This window comes from Corallococcus carmarthensis (assembly GCF_003611695.1).
Lineage (GTDB): Bacteria > Myxococcota > Myxococcia > Myxococcales > Myxococcaceae > Corallococcus > Corallococcus carmarthensis.
Genome location: NZ_RAWE01000205.1, coordinates 1 through 18,082 on the forward strand (window position 1 = coordinate 1; position 18,082 = coordinate 18,082).

Sequence of the window (18,082 nt, forward strand, 5' to 3'; positions counted from 1 at the left end):
GGCCACGGGGCTGGGGGGGCCTCCGTGGCCTCGGGAGTCTGCTCCGCCTTCGCGTGCGCCAGCCGCCCGAGGATGTCCGCCTGCAGCAGGTCATGGAACCGCACGCCGCACGCCTCGCAGGAGGCCAGGTGCGCGCGGAAGTCCTCGTGGTGTTCGAGGGGTAGCTCCCCGTCCACGAAGGCGGGGAGTTGGGTGCAGTGGACGTTCATCAGCTCCCCAGCTTCCGGCGGGCCTCGGCCATGTCGCGGAGCTGGTCACGCAGCTTCAGCCGCGCGTGGTAGAGCCACGTGCCCACCGTGCCCACGGGCGACCCGAGCCGGCGGCCGATCTCCGCGTGGCGCAGCCCCTCCGAGTGCAGCTCGAAGGTGCGGCGCAGGTTGAAGGGCAGCGCCGCGACGGCCTTGAGCAGCTCCGGCTCGGTGATGCACTCCCACAGCTCCAGGTCCGGCGCCGTCGGCTCCTCGAAGAGCTTGTGCACGTTGCCCAGGTTGATGGCGGTGGTGGCTTCCGTGCGCGAGCGGCGGCACTGGTCGAGGAAGCGGTTGTGCAGCACCCGCACCAGCCACGCGCGGCGCTCCGGCTCCCCCCAGCCGCGCAAGGTGTCCCACTTCAGCAAGGCCCGCAGCAGGACGTCCTGGATCAGGTCGTCGCGAGCATCGGCATTCCCCCCGCAGATGTTCCGGGCGACCGCCATCAGGATGGGCTGATGGCGGACCGCGAAATCGGCGTACTCCATGTCGGAAGTGTCGAGTTCTTCTCTCACGTGCAGCCCCCAGTGCCGGTACTAAAAAGAAAACGTGATAGGTCTGATTCCTTTAAAACCTTGTTAAAGCCTTACGGCTGGGGGGATTTGGATGACAGCCCTTGTGCGCGGACGCGGGTTGATTGGATCGCGCTGCGCGTGTGGGTGCGGAGGTGAAAGCCATTCTGTTTGTCTGGGGCGTGTCTGACTTCGTGGCAGAGGGTCGGACCCACGACGCAGGCCGCGACGACCGTGAATTCAACCCGCGCTTCCTCTTCGACCGGAGGGACCCGGAGGACGCCGCGGCGCACTTCGCGGGGTTCGCCCGGGAGCGGGGCTTCAACGCGCACACGGAGGTGCTGTCCGCGCGGATTCCTCACACGGAGCGGGCCCGGCTGGCCCTGGAGCATGGAAAGGGATTGGGAGTTGTGAAGTACAACGGCCTGTGGGCGGTGGTGGCGGGAGACCTGCCCGTGGGCCGTGGGTTGAAAGTGATTGGAATGCCCATGCCGGCGGGAGAGTCCGGCGGGCGTTGGCGGTCCATCGACGTCGTGGTGGATGAGGAGGCGGAGGCGGTCCGGTCGGAGGAGGTGGCCGGGGTGATGGTGGACCACGGCCAATTGCTGTTCACCGGGCTGGGCCCGATGGGACGGTTCCGCATGTGGGAGCCGGAGGACGGGCTGGCGGACCATGTGTTTCACGGCCGGGACGCGCCGGTCGGAGCGGTGTTCCGGCGCGAGGGAAGCGGGTTCGTTCCGGAGGAGTAGGCCTCCATCGAAAGATCCGCCGATCCAGTCCGAATCCCCGCTCTACCCTTCAGCGAAGGCCGGGCGCATCTTCCGGTCATCATGACCCACGAACACTCCGCCCACGCGCCGGTGCATGGCTTTGGTGCCGACCGCGCGCCCCATTACGACGCCCAGGCAGCGGTCAACCTCGCTGGCTACCAGGCGGCGTATGAGCTGGGCGTCAGCGCCCTGGCTGCTCAGCTGGACGGTCAGGACACGGCGTCCCTGCTGTACGTGGGCCTGGGCACGGGCGCGGAGCTGGTGCCCTACCAGCGCTTCGATGTGCCGGGCTGGCGCTTCACGGGTGTGGAGCCCTCGGGCGCGATGCTCGAGGTCGCGCGCAAGCGCTTGGAAGCGGAAGGGCTGCTCGCGCGCACGCACCTTCACGAGGGCGAGCTGCGCACCCTGCCGCCCGGTCCCCCATTCGACGGCGCGCAGTTGATGGGCGTGCTGCACCACGTGGAGGGCGAGCAGGCCCGCGTCGAACTGCTGCGAGAGGTAACGCGGAGGCTCAAGCCGGGAGCGCCGTTGGTGCTGGGCTGCCGCATCGGTAAGGACCCGGAGCTGACGAACGTGGAGCTCCGGCGGCTGCGGACGTATGGCGTGACCCCGGAGAAGCTGGAGGCCCGGCGTCAGGCCTACGCGAAGATGCAGCCCATCGAGTCCGATGCCGCCCTGTTCGCGATGTTCGCGCAGGCGGGCCTGGTGGCGCCGAAGACGCTCTTCGTGTCGCTCCAGTACAAGGTCTTCCTGTCGCGCTTCGAGCCCTGAGTGGCTTGGACCCCCGGGAGGGGAGCGAGACCCGATGGCACTCAGCATCGACCGTCAATGGGGCTCGGGCGCTCCCGTTACGCGCTCGAACGACACACCCAGGTTCCCGACCCCCTCGAGTGCGTTCTTGATGTCCTCCGACACGATGAACGCCGTCTTGAACTTCTTCAGCCGAAAGACATGCGCGCCCTCGGTCTTCGAGGGGTCGATTCGCAGTCCGTAGATCCACCGGTACTCCCCTTCATCTTCAGGGGAGGGGGCGTCCTCGTCATCGTGGTGAACCTCCCTGCACCGTGCCTCGTCGATACAATCAACCACCTTGGTCGCATTGACGACGAAGAACGGGTCGGCCTCTCCCTCCACCATCACCGGAAAGAGCTGAACGTCATCGGGGGCCAGTGCCCGGAAAACGCTCGCGATGGCATGGCTGACAATGGGGGCCCGCTCTATCACGGAGAATACGAACGCCCGCCTCTTGCCTGGGGTCGCAATGAGGGCCTTCATACACCCGGGTCCTTCGAGGACACGGCCATCAGCGAACATCCAAGGCTCGTCAAAAACCTCACCTGAGCACCGTGTCGGTGTCTCGATGAGCCATTGCGGCACATCACCCAGCCTCACCCAGTAGAAATAGCGCTCCACCTCACCCCTCCACCTTCACAATGAGACTCCGCAAATCGGAGCCCTGTGTCAGAAGCTCGTTCGCTATCCTCGCAAGCTCCTTCATCAAGCTGGCCCGGCAGGCTTCCGTCGTTCGGCATCGCTCGACAGCTCGCTCCAAGCGGTCCATCACTTCTTTGTGGTAGCGCTCTGGATGAGGCCCCTCGTGTCCATTGAGCCGCACCTTGTTCACGATGTTCGCGCAGGCGGGGCTGGTGGCGCCGAAGACGCTCTTTGTGTCGCTCCAGTACAAGGTCTTCCTGGCGCGCTTCGCGCCCTGAACACGGGATGTTATGTCCCGGGTTGTATGCGAATCGCTCTACCTGGGATGTGGGCACTGCTCGGGACGCTGCTCGCGGGCGCGGCCGTGGCGGAGGAGCACGAGCACGCCGTCATCCGGACGCTCATCCTCCCCGAGCAGCCCGAAGCCGCGCCCCAGTGCATCTACGTGAAGGGGCAGGTCGTGACGGTCCTGCGCTTCGAGCAGGACGTCGCGCCGCTCCGAGCGCGGCTGGTGGGCGGAGAGGGGCGGTTCGAACCGATGGGCGTCGTGGGCCGGAAGGTGGTGCTGGAGCCCCGGCGCGACCTGTCACCGGAGGAAGGCTTCTCCCTGCTGGTGACGCTGTCGGATGACCGGGAGGTCCCGTTCCTGCTCAGGCCTCCGGGGCGGCGTGAGCATGGCAGCGCGGACCAGCAACTCAACGTCTACAAGGACCGGGATGGCTACGAGGCCATGGCCTCCGCGCTGTTGGATTCGGAGAAGGAGAACAAGGCCCTGCGTGTGGAGAATGAGCGCTTCCGCAAGGAAGAGGTCTCCGAGGACCATGCGTTGGCGGCACTGCTGACGACGGAGGCCGAGGCGCAGACTCCCTTCAAGGGCGTGGAGCGCTTTTCCGGGAAGGACGACGGCGCGAAACTGGAGGGCACGGTCTATCGCGGCAAGGGCAAGGCCGCGGTCGTGTTCAGGGTCAAGAACCTCCACGCTGTGCGCTCCTGGAGCATGAAGTCCGTCCGGTTGGTGGGCGTCGCGGATGCAAGGGAGCGGGCCCTCGCGGTGCGCTCCTCGGCGTCGGTCCTTGAGCCCGGGATGTCTGGAGTCATTGGCCTCGTCGTGGACGGAAGCGCCTTCCTGGAGGGTGGGACGTTGACCGCGCTGCGGCTGGAGCTGTACCGGCAGGATGGACTCCTGCAGGCCTTTGTTCAGTTGGATCCGGCCCTGCTGGGGGAGTAGGAACGCCGCATGACTCCCCGCCAATACGTGCTCATGGGCTTGCTGGGGCTGCCGCTGGGTTGCGCGACGGCACCGGGTGACGTGCGCCTTCGCTCGGATGGCACTCCCATGGCGGAGAAGTGTCCGGAGAAGGCGCTGGAGGTCATGCGGTACCTGCGCCTCTACGTGGGAGAGTCCGCATGGGTACAGCTCGACGCGAACCAGAGTCGAGCGGAGACCATCACGCTGTATGACGGGCCCATCGAAAGCGTGCTGGATCAGGACGTCGGCACGTTGGAAGCGCCGCTTCGGCTGTATGGCCGCGTGTGGACTGGCGGTGCTCAGCCGGTCATCCGCTATTACGAAGCCCACTTCATGAATGGTGGAGACAGGGTCCCCATCTGCGCGGTCGCGAGGCTCGGCTTCGGGCAGCTGCGCAAACGTCCCGAATCCAAGCCAGGAACAGCCATCCTCGATTCAGCGCGCGCCGGCATGTACATCGTGGACGAGTTCCGCTGAGGCGTGAGCCGCCAGGGATCCGAGGCCCCATCAGATTTCCGAGGTCCGCTCTGCCCGCCAAACGCGCGGAATCCCTGCGACGCCCTCCTGGTCCATCCCTTGCTCCGGGCATGAGGCTTCACGTGATCCAAGGAGCCACGATGCGCTGGATGCGGATGCTGGGATGCTGTCTGACGGTGATGACCCTCGCGGCCTGTGGTTCGGACGACGAAGGAGGGCAGGGGAGGCTGAAGCTGCGGGAGGGCCAGTCGCTGGACCTGGCGCAGGAGTGCGGCGTGGACCTGTCCCAGTGTCCGCAGGGCCTGTCCTGCCTCGTGCTCAAGCTGGACGGCGAGTCGAAGGCGCGCTGCGTGGACGACTCCAAGGTGTGCAGCGAGCTCGTGTCCTGCACGGGCGGCACCGAGTGCGCCATCCTGGATTCGTATCCCGGCCAGGTCGTCTGCTCGGGCAAGTGCACCTCGGACTGTGACTCGTCCGTGTCCAGCAGTCCGTGAAGTCAGCGGGCCTGGAGCAGGTGCCTGCATGGAGCGCGGATGGCTTCAGACCAACGGCCGAACTGGGATGACGGCGCGGCCCGCGTCTTGCCCAGGTGCTCCGTCAGGTCATCAATCACAGGCTCGCGGACCTCAATGACTTAACGGGCCGCGCGCTCGTGCTCCTCGAAGCTATCGTCCAGCCTGTCGAGCGTGATCTCCACCATCGCGGTGATGTCTCCCGAATGGGACACATCCAGCGCTGCGTAGTACCGCGCCCGGTCCTCGAGGAGCAGGACGATGGCGGGGAAGTGCTCCCGCATCAGCAACAGGTTGGCGAGCAGCCTCCCTGTCCGCCCATTTCCATCCACGAAGGGATGGATCGTCTCGAACCACGCATGCGCGATGGCGCAGACGACCACCGGGTGCTCGGTCTTGGCGCCAGCCAACCATTCTCCGAACGTCCGCATCTCCTCGGGCACGCGGACCGCTTCCGGAGGGACATGTTTCGTGCCGCCGATCCGCACGTTGATGCGCCGGTACGAACCCGCGTTCTCAGGGTCGATACCCCGCAGGACGATGCCGTGCATCTCGCGCACGTCCCGCTCGCCCAGCACGGTCTCCCTGCGGGCCAGCGCCTCCACGAAGTCGAGCGCATGCGCGAGGTTCACCGCCTCGAAGTGATCCTTCAGCGACTTGCCCGCGATGGTGATGCCGTCCTCCACCACCGCACGAGTCTCCGGCAGGGTCAGCCGGTTCCCCTCGATCGCATTCGAGTTGTACGTGTGGTGGATCCGGAACCAGTGCCGCAGGCTCTGCACCGCGGCCGCAGGCATCTTGGTGGCACGCAGCCGGCGCATCCGCTCGGTCGCCTGCTGAAGCCTGGGTTCGATGCTCTCGTTCCACCGGTACGCATGCACGCCAACCACCTCCGCGCTCCACTGTAACCACTCGCCGCTGCCCGACTGTCCGCTGTCGCCTCCTTTCACCCTGCGACCCTCGCCGGCCCCTATTCCTGCATCTTGCAACCCGGCTCCACGGGATGCTGACGTAACCCGCTGGAATCGCTGGGCGCCCCGTCCCCGGCGGGCGGTACAGGAAATGCTCCTGGAGGGCAGGCCTCATGTCCATCCCCGAACTCTTCTCCTCGCTGCTTCAGGTGTTGTCGGCACAGGCCTCCGAGGCCGCGTCCCCCTCCTCCGTGCTCTCCCGGCTCCAGGTCGAGGGCGGCGTGGACGCCTACTACGGCTACAACTTCAACCGCCCCGGCAGCGACGTGAACTTCCTGCCGGGCACTGGCACCACCGCCCGCCGGCACGATGAAATCACCGTCAACCTGGCCTCGCTGGGCGTGAGCCTGGAGCCAGAGCCCGTGGGCTTCCACGTGCTGCTCGGCTTCGGCACCGGCATGGATGTCCTGCACCGCGCGGAGCCCGAGGAGGACGCCACCGGCCCCGATGTCTGGCGTTACGTGCAGAGGGCCTCGCTGTCCTTCGAACAGGGCCCCCTCACCCTGGAGGCGGGCATCTATCCCAGCCACATCGGCCTGGAGTCCTTCCAATCCCAGCTCAACTGGACCTACACCCGCTCGTGGATGGGCGAGTTCTCGCCCTACTACCAGACGGGCCTCAAGGGCACCTGGCGCTTCGATGAGCGCTGGAGCGCGCAGCTCCACCTGCTCAATGGCTGGCAGACCATTGGCGACAACAACGGCGGCAAGGCCCTGGGCACCCAGGTCGCCTACGCGGGGGACCGGCTGAGCGCGGCCTTCAACACCTTCGTGGGCAACGAGGGCTCCGGCGACGCGGAAGCCCTGCGTCTGTTCGCGGACACCGTCGTCACCCTGAAGGCCACCGGCACCGTGAGCATCGCCGCCACCGCGGACGTCGGCCGGCAGGGCCGCCCCGGGACCTCCGCCGCCCTCTGGTACGCGGCGGGCGCCAACGTCCGCGTCCAGCTCGCGCCCCCCGTGGCAGTGACGGCGCGCGCGGAGGTGTACCGCGACCGCGACGGCCTGCTCAGCGGCACCGCGCAGACCCTGGCCGAGGGCACGCTCACCCTGGAAGTGAAGCCCGCGGAACACCTGGCCCTCAAGGCCGAGGCGCGCCACGACCACTCGACCCAGAACGTCTTCGACGGACCCGCGCGTGGGGAGGAAGGGCCGCCCCTGCCGCGCTCAACCCAGACCCTGGTCGTCGTCGGCGCGACCGCCACCTTCTGAACCCGAAGCGGAGCTTCCCGCCATGGACCTCGTCCTCATCCTGGTGACCGTTGGTTTCTTCGCGCTCACGCAAGCCTATGTCCACGGCTGCGAGCGCTTGTGAGGAGTCCCCTGTCATGACTTTCGAATACGTCGCCGGGACCGCGCTCGCGGTCCTGCTGTCCGCCTACCTCGTCTACGCCCTGCTCCGGCCAGAGCGCTTCTAGGAGCCCCGCCATGACCCTCATCGGCTGGTCGCAGACCCTGCTGTTCTTCGCCCTCGTGCTCGCCCTGACGAAGCCCGTGGGCGCCTACCTCTTCCGCGTCCTCGAAACGGACGCCCGCCCCCTGCCGCGCGTGCTGGGCCCCGTCGAGCGCGGCCTGCTGCGCCTGTGCGGCGTGTCCCGGGAGGAGGAGCAGACGTGGGGCCAGTACGCTGCCTCCCTGCTCGCCTTCAGCCTCTTCAGCGTGCTGGGGGTCTACGCGCTCCAGCGCGTGCAGCACCTGCTGCCCTTCAACCCCCAGGGGCTGCCCGCCGTGGGCCCGGAGCTGGCCTTCAACACCGCCGCCAGCTTCACCTCCAACACCAACTGGCAGTCCTACGCGGGCGAATCCACGATGAGCTACGCCACCCAGATGCTGGGGCTGACGTGGCAGAACTTCGCGTCCGCCGCGGCGGGCCTGGGCGTCGCGCTCGCGCTGGCGCGCGGCCTCACCCGCCGCCCCGGCCCAGAGGGCCGCAAGACGCTGGGCAACTTCTGGGGCGACCTGGTGCGCGCCACGCTCTACGTGCTCTTGCCCCTGAGCATCGTCGCGGCCCTGTTCTTCGTGTCCCAGGGCGTCATCCAGAACCTGGCGCCGTACCACGGCGTCGACACGGTGGAGGGCGCGAAGCAGACGCTCGCCTTCGGGCCGGTGGCCTCGCAGGAGGCCATCAAGATGCTGGGCACCAACGGCGGCGGCTTCTTCAACGCCAACAGCGCCCACCCCTTCGAGAACCCCACCCCCCTCACCAACCTGGTGCAGCTGCTGCTCATCTTCCTGCTGCCCGCGGGCCTGACGTACACCTACGGCAGGATGACCGGCGACACGCGGCAGGGCTGGGCCCTCTTCGCCGCCATGTCCCTGCTCTTCTTCGCGGGCGCTGGCGCCAGCTACGCCGCGGAGTCCCAGGCCAACCCCGCCCTGGCCGCCGCCGCGGTCGCCCAGGACGGGAACCTGGAGGGCAAGGAGACGCGCTTCGGCGTCGCCGCCTCCACGCTGTTCGCCACCGTCACCACCGACGCCTCGTGCGGCGCGGTCAACTCCATGCACGACAGCTTCACCGCGCTGGGCGGGCTGGTGCCGCTGGTCAACATGCACCTGGGCGAGGTCATCTTCGGCGGCGTGGGCGCGGGCCTCTACGGCATCCTCATGATGGCGGTGCTCGCGGTGTTCATCGCGGGGCTGATGGTGGGCCGCACCCCTGAGTTCCTGGGCAAGAAGATCGAAGCGCGCGAGATGAAGCTCGCCATGCTGTACGTGCTCATCTTCCCGCTGGTCATCCTGGGCCTGTCCGCGGTGGCCGCCGTGATTCCGCAGGGCACGTCGTCCCTCAACAACGCGGGCCCCCACGGCCTGTCGGAAATCCTCTACGCGTTCACCAGCGGCGTCGCCAACAACGGCAGCGCCTTCGCGGGCCTCAACGCCAACACGCCGTTCTGGAACCTGGGCCTGGGCGTGTCGATGCTCGCGGGCCGCTTCCTGATGATGGTGCCGGTGCTGGCGCTGGCCGGCTCGCTGGTGGGCAAGAAGGTCGTGGCCCCCGGGCCCGGCACCTTCCCCACCCAGGGCGTGCTGTTCACCGGCCTGCTCGTGAGCGTCATCCTCATCGTGGGGGCGCTGACGTTCTTCCCCGCGCTGTCCCTGGGCCCCATCGTCGAGCACTTCCTCGGCGCGGCCGGAAAGGTGTACTGACCATGGCTGCTTCGTCCAAGCCGGCGTCGCTGCTGGACCCGGCGCTGCTCAAGCCCGCCGTGTGGGAGAGCTTCAAGAAGCTCCACCCGCGCGACGTGGCCCGCAACCCGGTGATGTTCGTGGTGTGGGCCGGCAGCCTGCTGACCACCGTGTTCGTCATCAAGGACGTCGTGTCCCCCCGCACGGACGGCGCGCCGCTGTGGTTCACCGTGTCGGTGATGCTGTGGCTGTGGTTCACCGTCCTCTTCGCCAACTTCGCCGAGGCCGTGGCGGAAGGGCGGGGCAAGGCCCAGGCGAGCGCCCTGCGCCGCATGCGCCAGGACACCCAGGCCCGGCGCCTCACCGGCGACGGCCGCGAGGAGCGCGTCGGCGCGCCCGCCCTGCGCAAGGGCGACCGCGTGGTGTGCGAGGCCGGGGACGTCATCCCCGGCGACGGCGAGGTGGTGGAGGGCATCGCCAGCGTGGACGAGTCCGCCGTCACCGGCGAGTCCGCCCCCGTCATCCGCGAGTCCGGCGGCGACCGCTCCGCCGTCACCGGCGGCACCAAGGTGCTGTCCGACCGCATCGTCATCCGCATCGGCGTGGACCCCGGCGAGTCGTTCCTCGACCGGATGATTGGCCTGGTGGAGGGCGCGGCCCGCAAGAAGACGCCCAATGAAATCGCCCTGCACATCCTGCTGGTGGGCCTCACGCTGGTGTTCCTGCTGGCGTGCGTGACGCTGGTGCCCCTGGCGCTCTACTCCGGCGTGCCCCTGTCCGGTACCGCCGTGGTCGCGCTGCTCGTGTGCCTCATCCCCACCACCATCGGCGGCCTCTTGAGCGCCATCGGCATCGCGGGCATGGACCGGCTGTTGCGCAAGAACGTGCTCGCGCTCAGCGGCCGCGCGGTGGAGGCGGCGGGGGACGTGGACACGCTGCTGCTGGACAAGACGGGCACCATCACCCTGGGCAACCGCATGGCCACGGAGCTGCTGCCCATGCCGGGCGTGCGCATGGAGGAGCTGGCGGAGGCCGCGCAGCTCGCGAGCCTCGCGGACGAGACCCCGGAAGGCCGCTCCGTCGTGACGCTGGTGAAGGACACCTACAAGCTGCGCCCGCGCGAGCTGCGCGCGCACCAGGCCACGTTCGTCCCCTTCACCGCGCAGACGCGCATGAGCGGCTGTGACCTGGTGGACCCGCACCCCCGCAGCATCCGCAAGGGCGCGGTGGACGCCATCCTGCGGCACACGCGGGAGCAGGGCGGCAGCGTGCCGGACGCGCTGACGGAGGCCGCGGGCCGCATCGGTGACGCGGGCGGCACGCCGCTCGCCGTGGCGGACGGCGCGCGGGTGCTGGGCATCATCCACCTGAAGGACGTGGTGAAGGGCGGCATCAAGGAGCGCTTCGACCGCTTCCGCGCCATGGGCATCCGCACGGTGATGATCACCGGCGACAACCCGCGCACCGCCGCCGCCATCGCGCGCGAGGCCGGCGTGGACGACTTCCTGGCGGAGGCGACCCCGGAGGCGAAGCTCGCGCTCATCCGCGCGGAGCAGGGCAAGGGCAAGCTCGTGGCCATGACGGGTGACGGCACCAACGACGCGCCCGCGCTGGCCCAGGCGGACGTGGGCGTGGCCATGAACACCGGCACCCAGGCCGCCAAGGAGGCCGGGAACATGGTGGACCTGGACTCCAACCCCACCAAGCTGCTGGAGGTGGTGGAGGTGGGCAAGCAGCTGCTGATGACGCGCGGCACGCTGACGACGTTCTCCATCGCCAATGACGTCGCCAAGTACTTCGCCATCCTCCCGGCCCTCTTCATGGGCGTCTTCCCGCAGATTGCCCCGCTCAACGTGATGGGGCTGACGTCGCCGTTCAGCGCCATCCTGTCCGCGGTCATCTTCAACGCGCTCATCATCGTCGCGCTCATCCCGCTGGCGCTGAAGGGCGTGCGCTACCGCCCGCTGGGCGCGGCGGCGCTCCTGCGCCGCAGCCTGCTGCTGTACGGGGTGGGCGGCGTCATCGTCCCGTTCGTGGGCATCAAGGTCATCGACGTGCTGCTCACCCGCGTGGGTCTGGCGTGAGCCCGGAAAGGAATCCCGACACCATGGTCTCCACCCTGCTTGTCGCCCTGCGCGCCAGCGTCGTCACGCTGGTCCTCACGGGCGTGCTGTACCCCCTGGCCGTCACCGGCATGGCGCAGGGGCTGTTCTCCAAGGAAGCCAACGGGTCGCTGGTGCGGGACGGCCAGGGCCGCGAGGTGGGCAGCGCGCTCATTGGCCAGGGCTTCACGCGGCCGGACTACTTCCAGCCGCGCCCCTCCGCCGCGGGCCAGGGCTTCGACGCCACGGCCTCCAGCGGCAGCAACCTGGGCCCCACGTCCCAGAAGCTGCGCGAGCGCGCGGTGGCGGAGGCGGAGCGGCTGCGCCGCGAGAACCCCGGCGCCCCGGGCCCGGTCCCCGCGGAGCTGGTCGCCGCGTCCGGGTCCGGGTTGGATCCGCACGTCTCCCCGGAGGCCGCGCTGTGGCAGGTGCCCCGGGTGGCGCGGGCGCGCGGGGTGGACCCGGCGCGCGTGAGCGCCCTGGTGCGCTCCCAGGTGGAGGGCCGGACGTTCGGCGTGCTGGGCGAGCCCCGGGTGAATGTGCTCACGTTGAACCTGGCGATGGACCGCCAGTTCGGCGGGGCCGCTTCCCCGCCCGCGACGCCCCTGGGCGCCGCGGAGCCCGTCTCCCCGTCCCCCCGAGGCGGGCTCCCCGGAAGATGAGGACCCTGGCATGACGACGCGGCGACCTCGCGCGGAGGACTTCCTGGAGCTGGTGGAGCGCGGCCGGCGCGGCCGGCTGAAGCTCTACATCGGCTTCGCGGCGGGCGTGGGCAAGACGTTCCGCATGCTGGAGGAAGCGCACGCGCTCAAGGCGCGCGGCGTGGACGTGGTGCTGGGGTTCATCGAAACGCATGGCCGGCGGGAGACGGAGGCGCTCGTGGCGGGGCTGGAGGCCGTGCCCCGCCAGCGCGTCAGCTACCGCGACGTCACCGTGGAGGAGATGGACCTGGACGCCGTGCTCGCGAGAAGGCCCCAGGTGGCCGTCGTGGACGAGCTGGCCCACACCAACCTGCCGGTGTGCCGCAACCGCAAGCGCTACCAGGACGTGCAGGAGTTGCTGGCCGCGGGCATCAACGTCATTGGTGCCTTCAACGTGCAGCACCTGGAGAGCCTCAACGACATGGTGGAGCGCAACACCGGCGTCACCGTGCGGGAGACGCTGCCCGACAGCTTCCTCAAGACAGCGGATCAGGTGGTGAACCTGGACCTCGCGGTGGAGGACCTGCACGAGCGGCTCAAGGCCGGGAAGATCTACGCGCCCGACAAGGTGTCGCACGCCCTGGAGCGCTTCTTCACGGGAGACAACCTCTCCACCCTGCGCGAGCTGGCCCTGCGCGAGGTGGCGGAGAGCCTGGACCGCGCCACCACGGGCAGACAGGTCCGCGCGGGCGAGGAGCCCTCCCAGAAGGGAGGCGCCTGGGGCCGCGTGCTGGTGGCCCTGTCCAGCCACCCGCCGCGCGCGGCGACGCTGCTGCGCCGCGGGTCCCGCATGGCGGGCCGGCTCAACACGGACTGGTTCGTGGTGTACGTGGAGACGCCGCGCGAGGCGCCGCACCTCATCGACGCGGAGGCGCAGCGGCACCTGCTGACGAACATCGAGAAGGCGAAGGAGCTGGGCGCGGAGGTGGTGCGCCTGCGCGCGAGCGACCCCGTGGCGGCGCTGCTGGACTTCGCGCGTTCGCACGGCGTGGGGCACATCATCATCGGCCGCTCGAACCAGGCGAAGTGGCGCCAGCGGTTGGGAATGACCGCGGACGCGCGCCTCTTGCGTGAAGGGGAGGGCTTCGACATCCACGTCGTGTCCTTCGAGTCCCACGAGGAGAAGCGCCCATGACGTTGCGCTCGCGTCTGCTGCTGGCCCAGGCGCCGCTGGTGCTGGCGCTGCTCTTCCTGGGCGCCACGGCCGTCATCACCCTGGCGCGCGTGGGCCGCTCCGGCCAGCAGGTGCTGGAGGACAACTACCGCAGCGTGCTGGCCACCCAGCGCATATCCGAACAGCTGGAGCGCATGGACAGCGCGGCGCTGTTCATCATCGCGGGGGAGCGCGAGCGCGGCATGGCCCAGCAGGCCGCCCAGCGCCCCCTGCTGGAGTCGGAGCTGGGCATCCAGCTGGGCAACATCACCGAACCCGGTGAAGCGGAGGCCACCGCCCGCCTGCGCACCGCGTGGGCGGAGTACCGGACGGCGTTCGACGTGTTCCTCCAGGACCCGGAGCCGGCGTCCGCGCGCACGCGCTACTTCGAGTCGCTCTCCCCGGCCTTCCAGGAGGCGAAGGCGGCCGCGTCATCCATCCTCGCGTTGAACCAGGACGCGATGGTGCGCAAGAGCGACCGGCTGCGCCAGCAGAGCGAACGGGTGAACACGCTGATGTCGCTGGCGGTGGCGGCGGCGCTGGGCTTCGGCCTGTTCTTCACCACGTCGCTGGTGCAGCGCGCGCTGCGCCCCGTGTCGGTGCTGTCGCAGGCGGTGCGCCGCCTGGGGCAGGGCGACGTGGAGGCGAGAGCGGTGGTGGAGGGCCGGGATGAAATCGCGTCGCTCGCGCGGGACTTCAACACCATGGCGGAGCGGCTGGGGCAGTACCGCAAGAGCAGCCTGGGCGAGCTGCTCCAGGCGCAGGCGGTGTCGCAGGCGGCCATCGACAGCCTGCCCGACCCGGTGCTGGTGCTGGGCGCGGACGGCGAGCTGCTCAACGTGAACGCCGCGGCGGAAGAGGTGTTGCGCCTGCGGCTGGACGAAGGCGGGGACGCGCTGGGCCGCGTGGAGCCTGAGGTGCGCGCCGTGCTGGAGCGGGTGCGCGCGCACGTCGTCGGTGGCCGGGGGGCGTACCAGCCCCGGGGCTACGAGGAGGCGGTGCGCGTGGAGTCCGCCCCGGAAGGCGGCCGGTGGCTCCTGCCACGAGGCAGCCCGGTGCACGGTGAGACGGGGGACGTGGTGGGCGCCACGCTCATCCTCCAGGACGTCACGCGTCTGCGCCGCTTCGACGAGCTGAAGAACGACCTGGTGGCCACGGTGGCGCACGAGTTCCGCACGCCGCTGACCTCCCTGCGCATGGCCATCCACCTGGTGGCGGAGGGCGTCGTGGGCAACGTGACGGAGAAGCAGGCGGACCTGCTCTTCGCGGCGCGCGAGGACTGTGAGCGGTTGCAGGGCATCGTGGACGACCTGCTGGACCTGTCGCGCATCCAGTCCGGCCAGCTCCAACTGGACCTGCGCGAGGTGCGCGCGGAGGAGCTGGTGGAGCACGCCCTGGCCGCGCAGCGCACCCTGGCGGAGGACCGGGGCGTGCGCCTGTCGCAAGCCGCGTCTCCGGACGTGGACACCGTGCGCGTGGACCCGGAGCGGCTCCAACTGGTGCTGGGGAACCTGGTGGGCAACGGCGTGAAGCACACGCCCCCGGGCGGCGAGGTCTCCGTGCACGTGTCCCGGAGCGCCACGCACGCGCGCTTCGAGGTGCGGGACACCGGCGAGGGCATCCCCGAGCAGGAGCAGGCCCGCATCTTCGAGAAGTTCTACCGCGCTCCGGGCGCTCCGGCGGGAGGCGCGGGGCTGGGCCTGTCCATCGCACGCGACATCGTCCAGGCCCACGGCGGCGAGCTGGGCGTGGTGAGCACGCCAGGGCAGGGCAGCACCTTCTGGTTCACGCTGCCGCAGCCCGGACAGGACTGAGCCGCGGTCACGGCGGCGCGGACGCTTCCAGCTGTCTCATCGCTTCGCGGCGCGCGTCGGACGCGGAGCGGACGATTTCAGCGCTGGACAGGCCGAACGCGCCCGAGTCCATTTGGCGCAGCCGGGGCAGGATCTCGCGCTCCTCCTCCGCCATGTGTTGTGCCGCCACCGCCTCCAACTGCCGCAGCGTGGCTTCGCGGCGGCGGGCGTCGTGGCGGACGCTCAAGAGCTCGGAGAGCAGCTGGGTCATCTCCCCGTGCTCCTCCACCGCGAAGTCGATGCGCGGCCCAGCCACGACCGTTCGCGCGACGGGATACACCCAGCGCTCCTCGATGGTGCTGTGCATCGTGAGCGCTTCGGCCAGGCGCAGGCACAGCTCCGGCTTCTCTTCGTCCGGGGCGCGGCGCCAGGCCTCGAAGAGGGCCTCCGCGTCCCGGTGCTGCTGGATGAGCACGTCGATGAGGTTCATGACAGGCCAGGGTCTTCACGCGCGCGCCAGGGCGCAATCCGCTCGCGAGGACGAGCGCCCCTGCACGCCCCTGACCCCGGGACCAGCCCTGCATGCACTGGTGCACAGGCCGCGCGCGTCACGTCTCCGGCTTCGCGTCCGCTTCGTACTTCTTGCGCTTGCGCCACAACGTGGACGCGTCGATGCCCAGCACGCGGGCTGCTTCATCCAGTGTCGGCGCGGAGGCCATCACGCGCAGGATGTGTTCACGCTCCACCTCTTCCAGCGTATGCGGTCCGCCCAGGCTCACCCCCGGCCCCACCGCGGCGGCGATGCGCTCCGGGAAGGCCTGCGGCTCCAGCACGCCCGACGCGCCCACGATGAGCGCCCGCTCCAGGGCGTTGCGCAGCTCGCGCACGTTGCCCGGCCACGGGTAGGCCCGCAGCATCGCCTCCGTGGCGGGCGACAGCTCCGGCGCCGGACGCTGCGCGGCCTTCGCGAAGAAGGCGACGAAGCGGCGTGCCAGCGGGATGAGGTCCTCCGGCCGCTCGCGCAGGGCGGGGAGCTTCACCTCCAGGACGTTCAACCGGTACATCAGGTCCTCGCGGAAGCGCCCCTCCGCCACGTCCTTCTCCAGGTCGCGGTGCGTGGCCGCCACCACGCGCACGTCCGCCTTGCGCGTGCGTCCTTCCCCCAGCCGTTCGAACTGCTTCTCCTGGAGGAAGCGCAGCAGCTGCGCCTGGAGCGACGGGCTCATCTCCGCCACTTCATCCAGGAAGAGCGTGCCCCCTTCCGCCTGCTCCACGCGTCCCGGCTGGTCCTTCACCGCGCCCGTGAAGGCGCCGCGCGCGTGGCCGAACAGCTCGCTCGCCAGCAGTTGTTCGGACAGGGTGGGGCAGTTGATGGTGACGAAGGGCCGCTTGCGACGCACGCTCATCGAATGCAGCGCCCGCGCGAGCACCCCCTTGCCCGTGCCGCTCTCTCCGCGCAGCAGCACCGCCGCGTCGGACGTGGCCGCGCGCGTGATGAAGCCGATGGCCGCGTGCATGGCCGGCGACGCTGTCTCCAGCGTGGCCTCCGGCACCGCCTGCGCCAGCTGCCCCTCCAGGTCTCCCAGCTGCGAGGACAGCTCCCGCTGCGCCTTCGCGCGCTCCAGCACGTGGCGGATCTGCGCGGGGGTGAAGGGCTTGGGCAGATAGTCGCGCGCGCCCCGCTTCACCGCCTCCACGGCCGTGTCGAACGTCGCGTAGGCGGTGATGAGGATGACGTCCAACGCCGGTGACTCGGCGAGCAGGCGGGGCAGCAGGTCCAGTCCGGACGCGTTGCCCAGCCGCAGGTCCACGAACGCCAGGTCCGCCGGTCCCTGGGCGAGCGCCGCGAGCGCGGCCTCCGGCGTCGCGGCCTCGCGCACCTCGCAGCTCAGGCCCTCCAGGCACACCCTCAGGGTGTGGCGGATGTTTCGCTCGTCGTCCACCACGAGCACCCGCATGGGGCGCTCCGTCGCCTCGGCACTGGCACGCACTTCCATGGTCCCAGTCTAAGAGCATGCCGTGTGCCGGGCCCGTCTGTCGGATGCCGGGCGGCGCAAGTCACGGGGGGCGCATCGCATCCGGCACGGTGTGCCCCGGAGTGCGGTTGCAAGGTGCAACCCGGGACCGGCTGGTGTCTGCTGCGTCACGGGCCGTGCGGCTGGCACGCGCCATGGATGGACGGGAGCCCATGGGCAACGAAGGGACGCCTCCGGATGAGGGGGGCGATGAAAAGAACATCTTCGCGAAGGAGCTGGCCCCACCGCCCAGCATCTGGCTGCGCAAGGGCACCTGGCTGGCCCTCGTCTTCGTGGCGATGGTGGGCGTCTTCATCTGGCTCCAGGGCGGGGAAAACCGCGCGCTGAGCGCCATGTCTCCCTCGCAGCGGGAGGCCCTCTTCTCGGAGACCCGCGACGAGTTCCGCCTGCTGTGCCTGGTGGATGGCGGCGCCTCGCGCTGGCCCAAGAAGTGTGCCCGGCAGGCGGACTTCCTCGTCCGCTTCCCCGAGTGCGACGACGCCTGCCGCCGCGAGGTGGAGCCCTTCCTCCCCCGCCCCTCGCGCTGAGCGGCACGCGCCTTGCCCTGAAGGGGGGCATGGCTTCTTCCGACCCTGATGTCGCCGCCGGGCCGCGGCGGCTGGCCCGGCCCTGGTGGCGGGACCTGCCCGGCTGGCTCTTGTTGTGGACGCTGGCGGCGGTGGCGCTCGCCAGCACGTGCTCCGACCGGCGGCGCCTCCAGGGCCTCTCACCCAAGGAGCGGGCGGCGCTGTACCAGCGGACCTCCGACGAGTTCCGCACCCTGTGCGAAGGCCCCCACGCCAGGGACTTCCTGCTCCGGTGCCGCGAACAGGCCCGGTTCCTCAGGGACTTCCCCGAGTGCGACGATGCGTGCCGCGCCAGGCTCACCCCCTGGCGCTGAGGCCCGCGTCGCGTCCTGCAAGGCGTCACCATGCAGGATGAAACCGCGCGTGGGGTGGGCCGGGGAAACTCCCTGGAAGCTGTCTCTTATACACCTCTCCGAGGCCACGAGCCGCTCAT

Annotated in this window: 20 protein-coding genes and 1 pseudogene; 14 read left to right on the forward strand and 7 right to left on the reverse strand. The window is 69.8% G+C overall.

Annotated features, from left to right (window positions below; all coding sequences use genetic code 11):
- Window positions 1-209, reverse strand: a 209-nt coding sequence (locus D7X32_RS35220; RefSeq protein ID WP_208752638.1) for an anti-sigma factor family protein, incomplete at its 3' end; no start/stop codon positions are given.
- A complete protein-coding gene (locus D7X32_RS35225) occupies window positions 209-736 on the reverse strand; it encodes an RNA polymerase sigma factor (RefSeq protein WP_244239356.1) in 528 nt (175 codons plus the stop codon). The genes D7X32_RS35225 and D7X32_RS35220, both read right to left, overlap by 1 nt.
- 179 nt (window positions 737-915) lie before the next feature.
- Here D7X32_RS35225 and D7X32_RS35230 point away from each other — a divergent pair, with 179 nt between their 5' ends.
- Complete coding sequence (locus tag D7X32_RS35230; protein ID WP_244239357.1) at window positions 916-1,509, forward strand: hypothetical protein; 594 nt, start codon at window positions 916-918, stop codon at window positions 1,507-1,509.
- A gap of 81 nt (window positions 1,510-1,590) precedes the next feature.
- Complete coding sequence (locus D7X32_RS35235; protein ID WP_120606949.1) at window positions 1,591-2,301, forward strand: class I SAM-dependent methyltransferase; 711 nt, start codon at window positions 1,591-1,593, stop codon at window positions 2,299-2,301.
- A gap of 54 nt (window positions 2,302-2,355) precedes the next feature.
- Here D7X32_RS35235 and D7X32_RS35240 read toward each other — a convergent pair whose 3' ends face one another.
- Together D7X32_RS35240 and D7X32_RS35245 are read right to left on the reverse strand one after the other, a co-directional pair.
- Window positions 2,356-2,943 carry an imm11 family protein gene (locus tag D7X32_RS35240; RefSeq protein ID WP_208752639.1) on the reverse strand — a complete coding sequence of 196 codons (588 nt, stop codon included), beginning with the start codon at window positions 2,941-2,943 and terminating at the stop codon, window positions 2,356-2,358.
- 1 nt (window position 2,944) lies between these two features.
- Window positions 2,945-3,154 (reverse strand): annotated as a pseudogene (locus D7X32_RS35245) (AHH domain-containing protein); the annotation flags it as partial.
- A 135-nt stretch (window positions 3,155-3,289) separates the two neighbouring features.
- Between D7X32_RS35245 and D7X32_RS35255 the strand changes: the two are divergent.
- The 3 genes from D7X32_RS35255 to D7X32_RS35265 all read left to right on the forward strand — a co-directional run bounded on the left by D7X32_RS35255 (window position 3,290) and on the right by D7X32_RS35265 (window position 5,184).
- Window positions 3,290-4,192 (forward strand): DUF2381 family protein, encoded by a 903-nt coding sequence (locus tag D7X32_RS35255; protein WP_244239358.1) that lies wholly within the window; start codon window positions 3,290-3,292, stop codon window positions 4,190-4,192.
- A gap of 9 nt (window positions 4,193-4,201) precedes the next feature.
- Entirely contained in the window at window positions 4,202-4,690 is a 489-nt protein-coding gene (locus tag D7X32_RS35260) for a hypothetical protein (protein ID WP_120606951.1), read from the forward strand.
- Window positions 4,691-4,812: 122 nt separating this feature from the next.
- Window positions 4,813-5,184: a hypothetical protein gene (locus D7X32_RS35265; RefSeq protein WP_244239359.1), complete on the forward strand. Its 372-nt coding sequence runs from the start codon at window positions 4,813-4,815 to the stop codon at window positions 5,182-5,184.
- A gap of 140 nt (window positions 5,185-5,324) precedes the next feature.
- Here the strand turns inward: D7X32_RS35265 and D7X32_RS35270 are convergent, their stop codons facing one another.
- Window positions 5,325-6,152, reverse strand: a complete 828-nt coding sequence (locus D7X32_RS35270; protein ID WP_147450391.1) for a Fic family protein — start codon at window positions 6,150-6,152, stop codon at window positions 5,325-5,327.
- 134 nt (window positions 6,153-6,286) lie between these two features.
- Here D7X32_RS35270 and D7X32_RS35275 point away from each other — a divergent pair, with 134 nt between their 5' ends.
- The 7 genes from D7X32_RS35275 to D7X32_RS35305 all read left to right on the forward strand — a co-directional run bounded on the left by D7X32_RS35275 (window position 6,287) and on the right by D7X32_RS35305 (window position 15,068).
- Entirely contained in the window at window positions 6,287-7,384 is a 1,098-nt protein-coding gene (locus D7X32_RS35275) for an outer membrane beta-barrel protein (RefSeq protein WP_120606953.1), read from the forward strand.
- A gap of 116 nt (window positions 7,385-7,500) precedes the next feature.
- The gene (gene kdpF / locus D7X32_RS35280) at window positions 7,501-7,590 is read left to right on the forward strand and encodes a K(+)-transporting ATPase subunit F (protein WP_120543943.1); all 90 of its coding nucleotides are present in this window, start codon (window positions 7,501-7,503) and stop codon (window positions 7,588-7,590) included.
- Between the two features lie 10 nt (window positions 7,591-7,600).
- On the forward strand, window positions 7,601-9,319 hold the full coding sequence (kdpA, locus tag D7X32_RS35285; RefSeq protein ID WP_120606954.1) for a potassium-transporting ATPase subunit KdpA: 1,719 nt from the start codon (window positions 7,601-7,603) through the stop codon (window positions 9,317-9,319).
- 2 nt (window positions 9,320-9,321) lie between these two features.
- Entirely contained in the window at window positions 9,322-11,382 is a 2,061-nt protein-coding gene (gene kdpB, locus D7X32_RS35290; RefSeq protein WP_120606955.1) for a potassium-transporting ATPase subunit KdpB, read from the forward strand.
- 23 nt (window positions 11,383-11,405) lie between these two features.
- Entirely contained in the window at window positions 11,406-12,062 is a 657-nt protein-coding gene (gene kdpC / locus D7X32_RS35295) for a potassium-transporting ATPase subunit KdpC (protein ID WP_120606956.1), read from the forward strand.
- A 10-nt stretch (window positions 12,063-12,072) separates the two neighbouring features.
- Window positions 12,073-13,236, forward strand: a complete 1,164-nt coding sequence (locus D7X32_RS35300; RefSeq protein ID WP_120606957.1) for a sensor protein KdpD — start codon at window positions 12,073-12,075, stop codon at window positions 13,234-13,236.
- Window positions 13,233-15,068 carry a HAMP domain-containing sensor histidine kinase gene (locus D7X32_RS35305; protein ID WP_120606958.1) on the forward strand — a complete coding sequence of 612 codons (1,836 nt, stop codon included), beginning with the start codon at window positions 13,233-13,235 and terminating at the stop codon, window positions 15,066-15,068. Before D7X32_RS35300 ends, D7X32_RS35305 begins: the two co-directional genes overlap by 4 nt.
- A gap of 7 nt (window positions 15,069-15,075) precedes the next feature.
- Here the strand turns inward: D7X32_RS35305 and D7X32_RS35310 are convergent, their stop codons facing one another.
- Both D7X32_RS35310 and D7X32_RS35315 read right to left on the reverse strand, forming a co-directional pair.
- On the reverse strand, window positions 15,076-15,537 hold the full coding sequence (locus tag D7X32_RS35310; protein ID WP_120606959.1) for a hemerythrin domain-containing protein: 462 nt from the start codon (window positions 15,535-15,537) through the stop codon (window positions 15,076-15,078).
- 118 nt (window positions 15,538-15,655) lie between these two features.
- Entirely contained in the window at window positions 15,656-17,005 is a 1,350-nt protein-coding gene (locus D7X32_RS35315; RefSeq protein WP_167506543.1) for a sigma-54-dependent transcriptional regulator, read from the reverse strand.
- 230 nt (window positions 17,006-17,235) lie between these two features.
- Between D7X32_RS35315 and D7X32_RS35320 the strand changes: the two genes are divergently transcribed.
- Entirely contained in the window at window positions 17,236-17,610 is a 375-nt protein-coding gene (locus D7X32_RS35320; RefSeq protein ID WP_120606964.1) for a hypothetical protein, read from the forward strand.
- A gap of 29 nt (window positions 17,611-17,639) precedes the next feature.
- Complete coding sequence (locus D7X32_RS35325; protein WP_120606961.1) at window positions 17,640-17,963, forward strand: hypothetical protein; 324 nt, start codon at window positions 17,640-17,642, stop codon at window positions 17,961-17,963.
- Window positions 17,964-18,082: the final 119 nt, after the last annotated feature.

What these genes read in the sequence shown, in the direction of transcription:
- D7X32_RS35225 (WP_244239356.1), bottom strand. Translation starts at nt 736, where the DNA reads ATGGAGTACGCCGATTTCGCGGTCCGCCATCAGCCCATCCTGATGGCG.
- D7X32_RS35235 (WP_120606949.1), top strand. Translation starts at nt 1,591, where the DNA reads ATGACCCACGAACACTCCGCCCACGCGCCGGTGCATGGCTTTGGTGCC.
- D7X32_RS35255 (WP_244239358.1), top strand. Translation starts at nt 3,290, where the DNA reads ATGTGGGCACTGCTCGGGACGCTGCTCGCGGGCGCGGCCGTGGCGGAG.
- D7X32_RS35260 (WP_120606951.1), top strand. Translation starts at nt 4,202, where the DNA reads ATGACTCCCCGCCAATACGTGCTCATGGGCTTGCTGGGGCTGCCGCTG.
- D7X32_RS35275 (WP_120606953.1), top strand. Translation starts at nt 6,287, where the DNA reads ATGTCCATCCCCGAACTCTTCTCCTCGCTGCTTCAGGTGTTGTCGGCA.
- kdpF (WP_120543943.1), top strand. Translation starts at nt 7,501, where the DNA reads ATGACTTTCGAATACGTCGCCGGGACCGCGCTCGCGGTCCTGCTGTCC.
- kdpA (WP_120606954.1), top strand. Translation starts at nt 7,601, where the DNA reads ATGACCCTCATCGGCTGGTCGCAGACCCTGCTGTTCTTCGCCCTCGTG.
- kdpB (WP_120606955.1), top strand. Translation starts at nt 9,322, where the DNA reads ATGGCTGCTTCGTCCAAGCCGGCGTCGCTGCTGGACCCGGCGCTGCTC.
- kdpC (WP_120606956.1), top strand. Translation starts at nt 11,406, where the DNA reads ATGGTCTCCACCCTGCTTGTCGCCCTGCGCGCCAGCGTCGTCACGCTG.
- D7X32_RS35300 (WP_120606957.1), top strand. Translation starts at nt 12,073, where the DNA reads ATGACGACGCGGCGACCTCGCGCGGAGGACTTCCTGGAGCTGGTGGAG.
- D7X32_RS35305 (WP_120606958.1), top strand. Translation starts at nt 13,233, where the DNA reads ATGACGTTGCGCTCGCGTCTGCTGCTGGCCCAGGCGCCGCTGGTGCTG.
- D7X32_RS35310 (WP_120606959.1), bottom strand. Translation starts at nt 15,537, where the DNA reads ATGAACCTCATCGACGTGCTCATCCAGCAGCACCGGGACGCGGAGGCC.
- D7X32_RS35315 (WP_167506543.1), bottom strand. Translation starts at nt 17,005, where the DNA reads ATGCGGGTGCTCGTGGTGGACGACGAGCGAAACATCCGCCACACCCTG.
- D7X32_RS35320 (WP_120606964.1), top strand. Translation starts at nt 17,236, where the DNA reads ATGGGCAACGAAGGGACGCCTCCGGATGAGGGGGGCGATGAAAAGAAC.
- D7X32_RS35325 (WP_120606961.1), top strand. Translation starts at nt 17,640, where the DNA reads ATGGCTTCTTCCGACCCTGATGTCGCCGCCGGGCCGCGGCGGCTGGCC.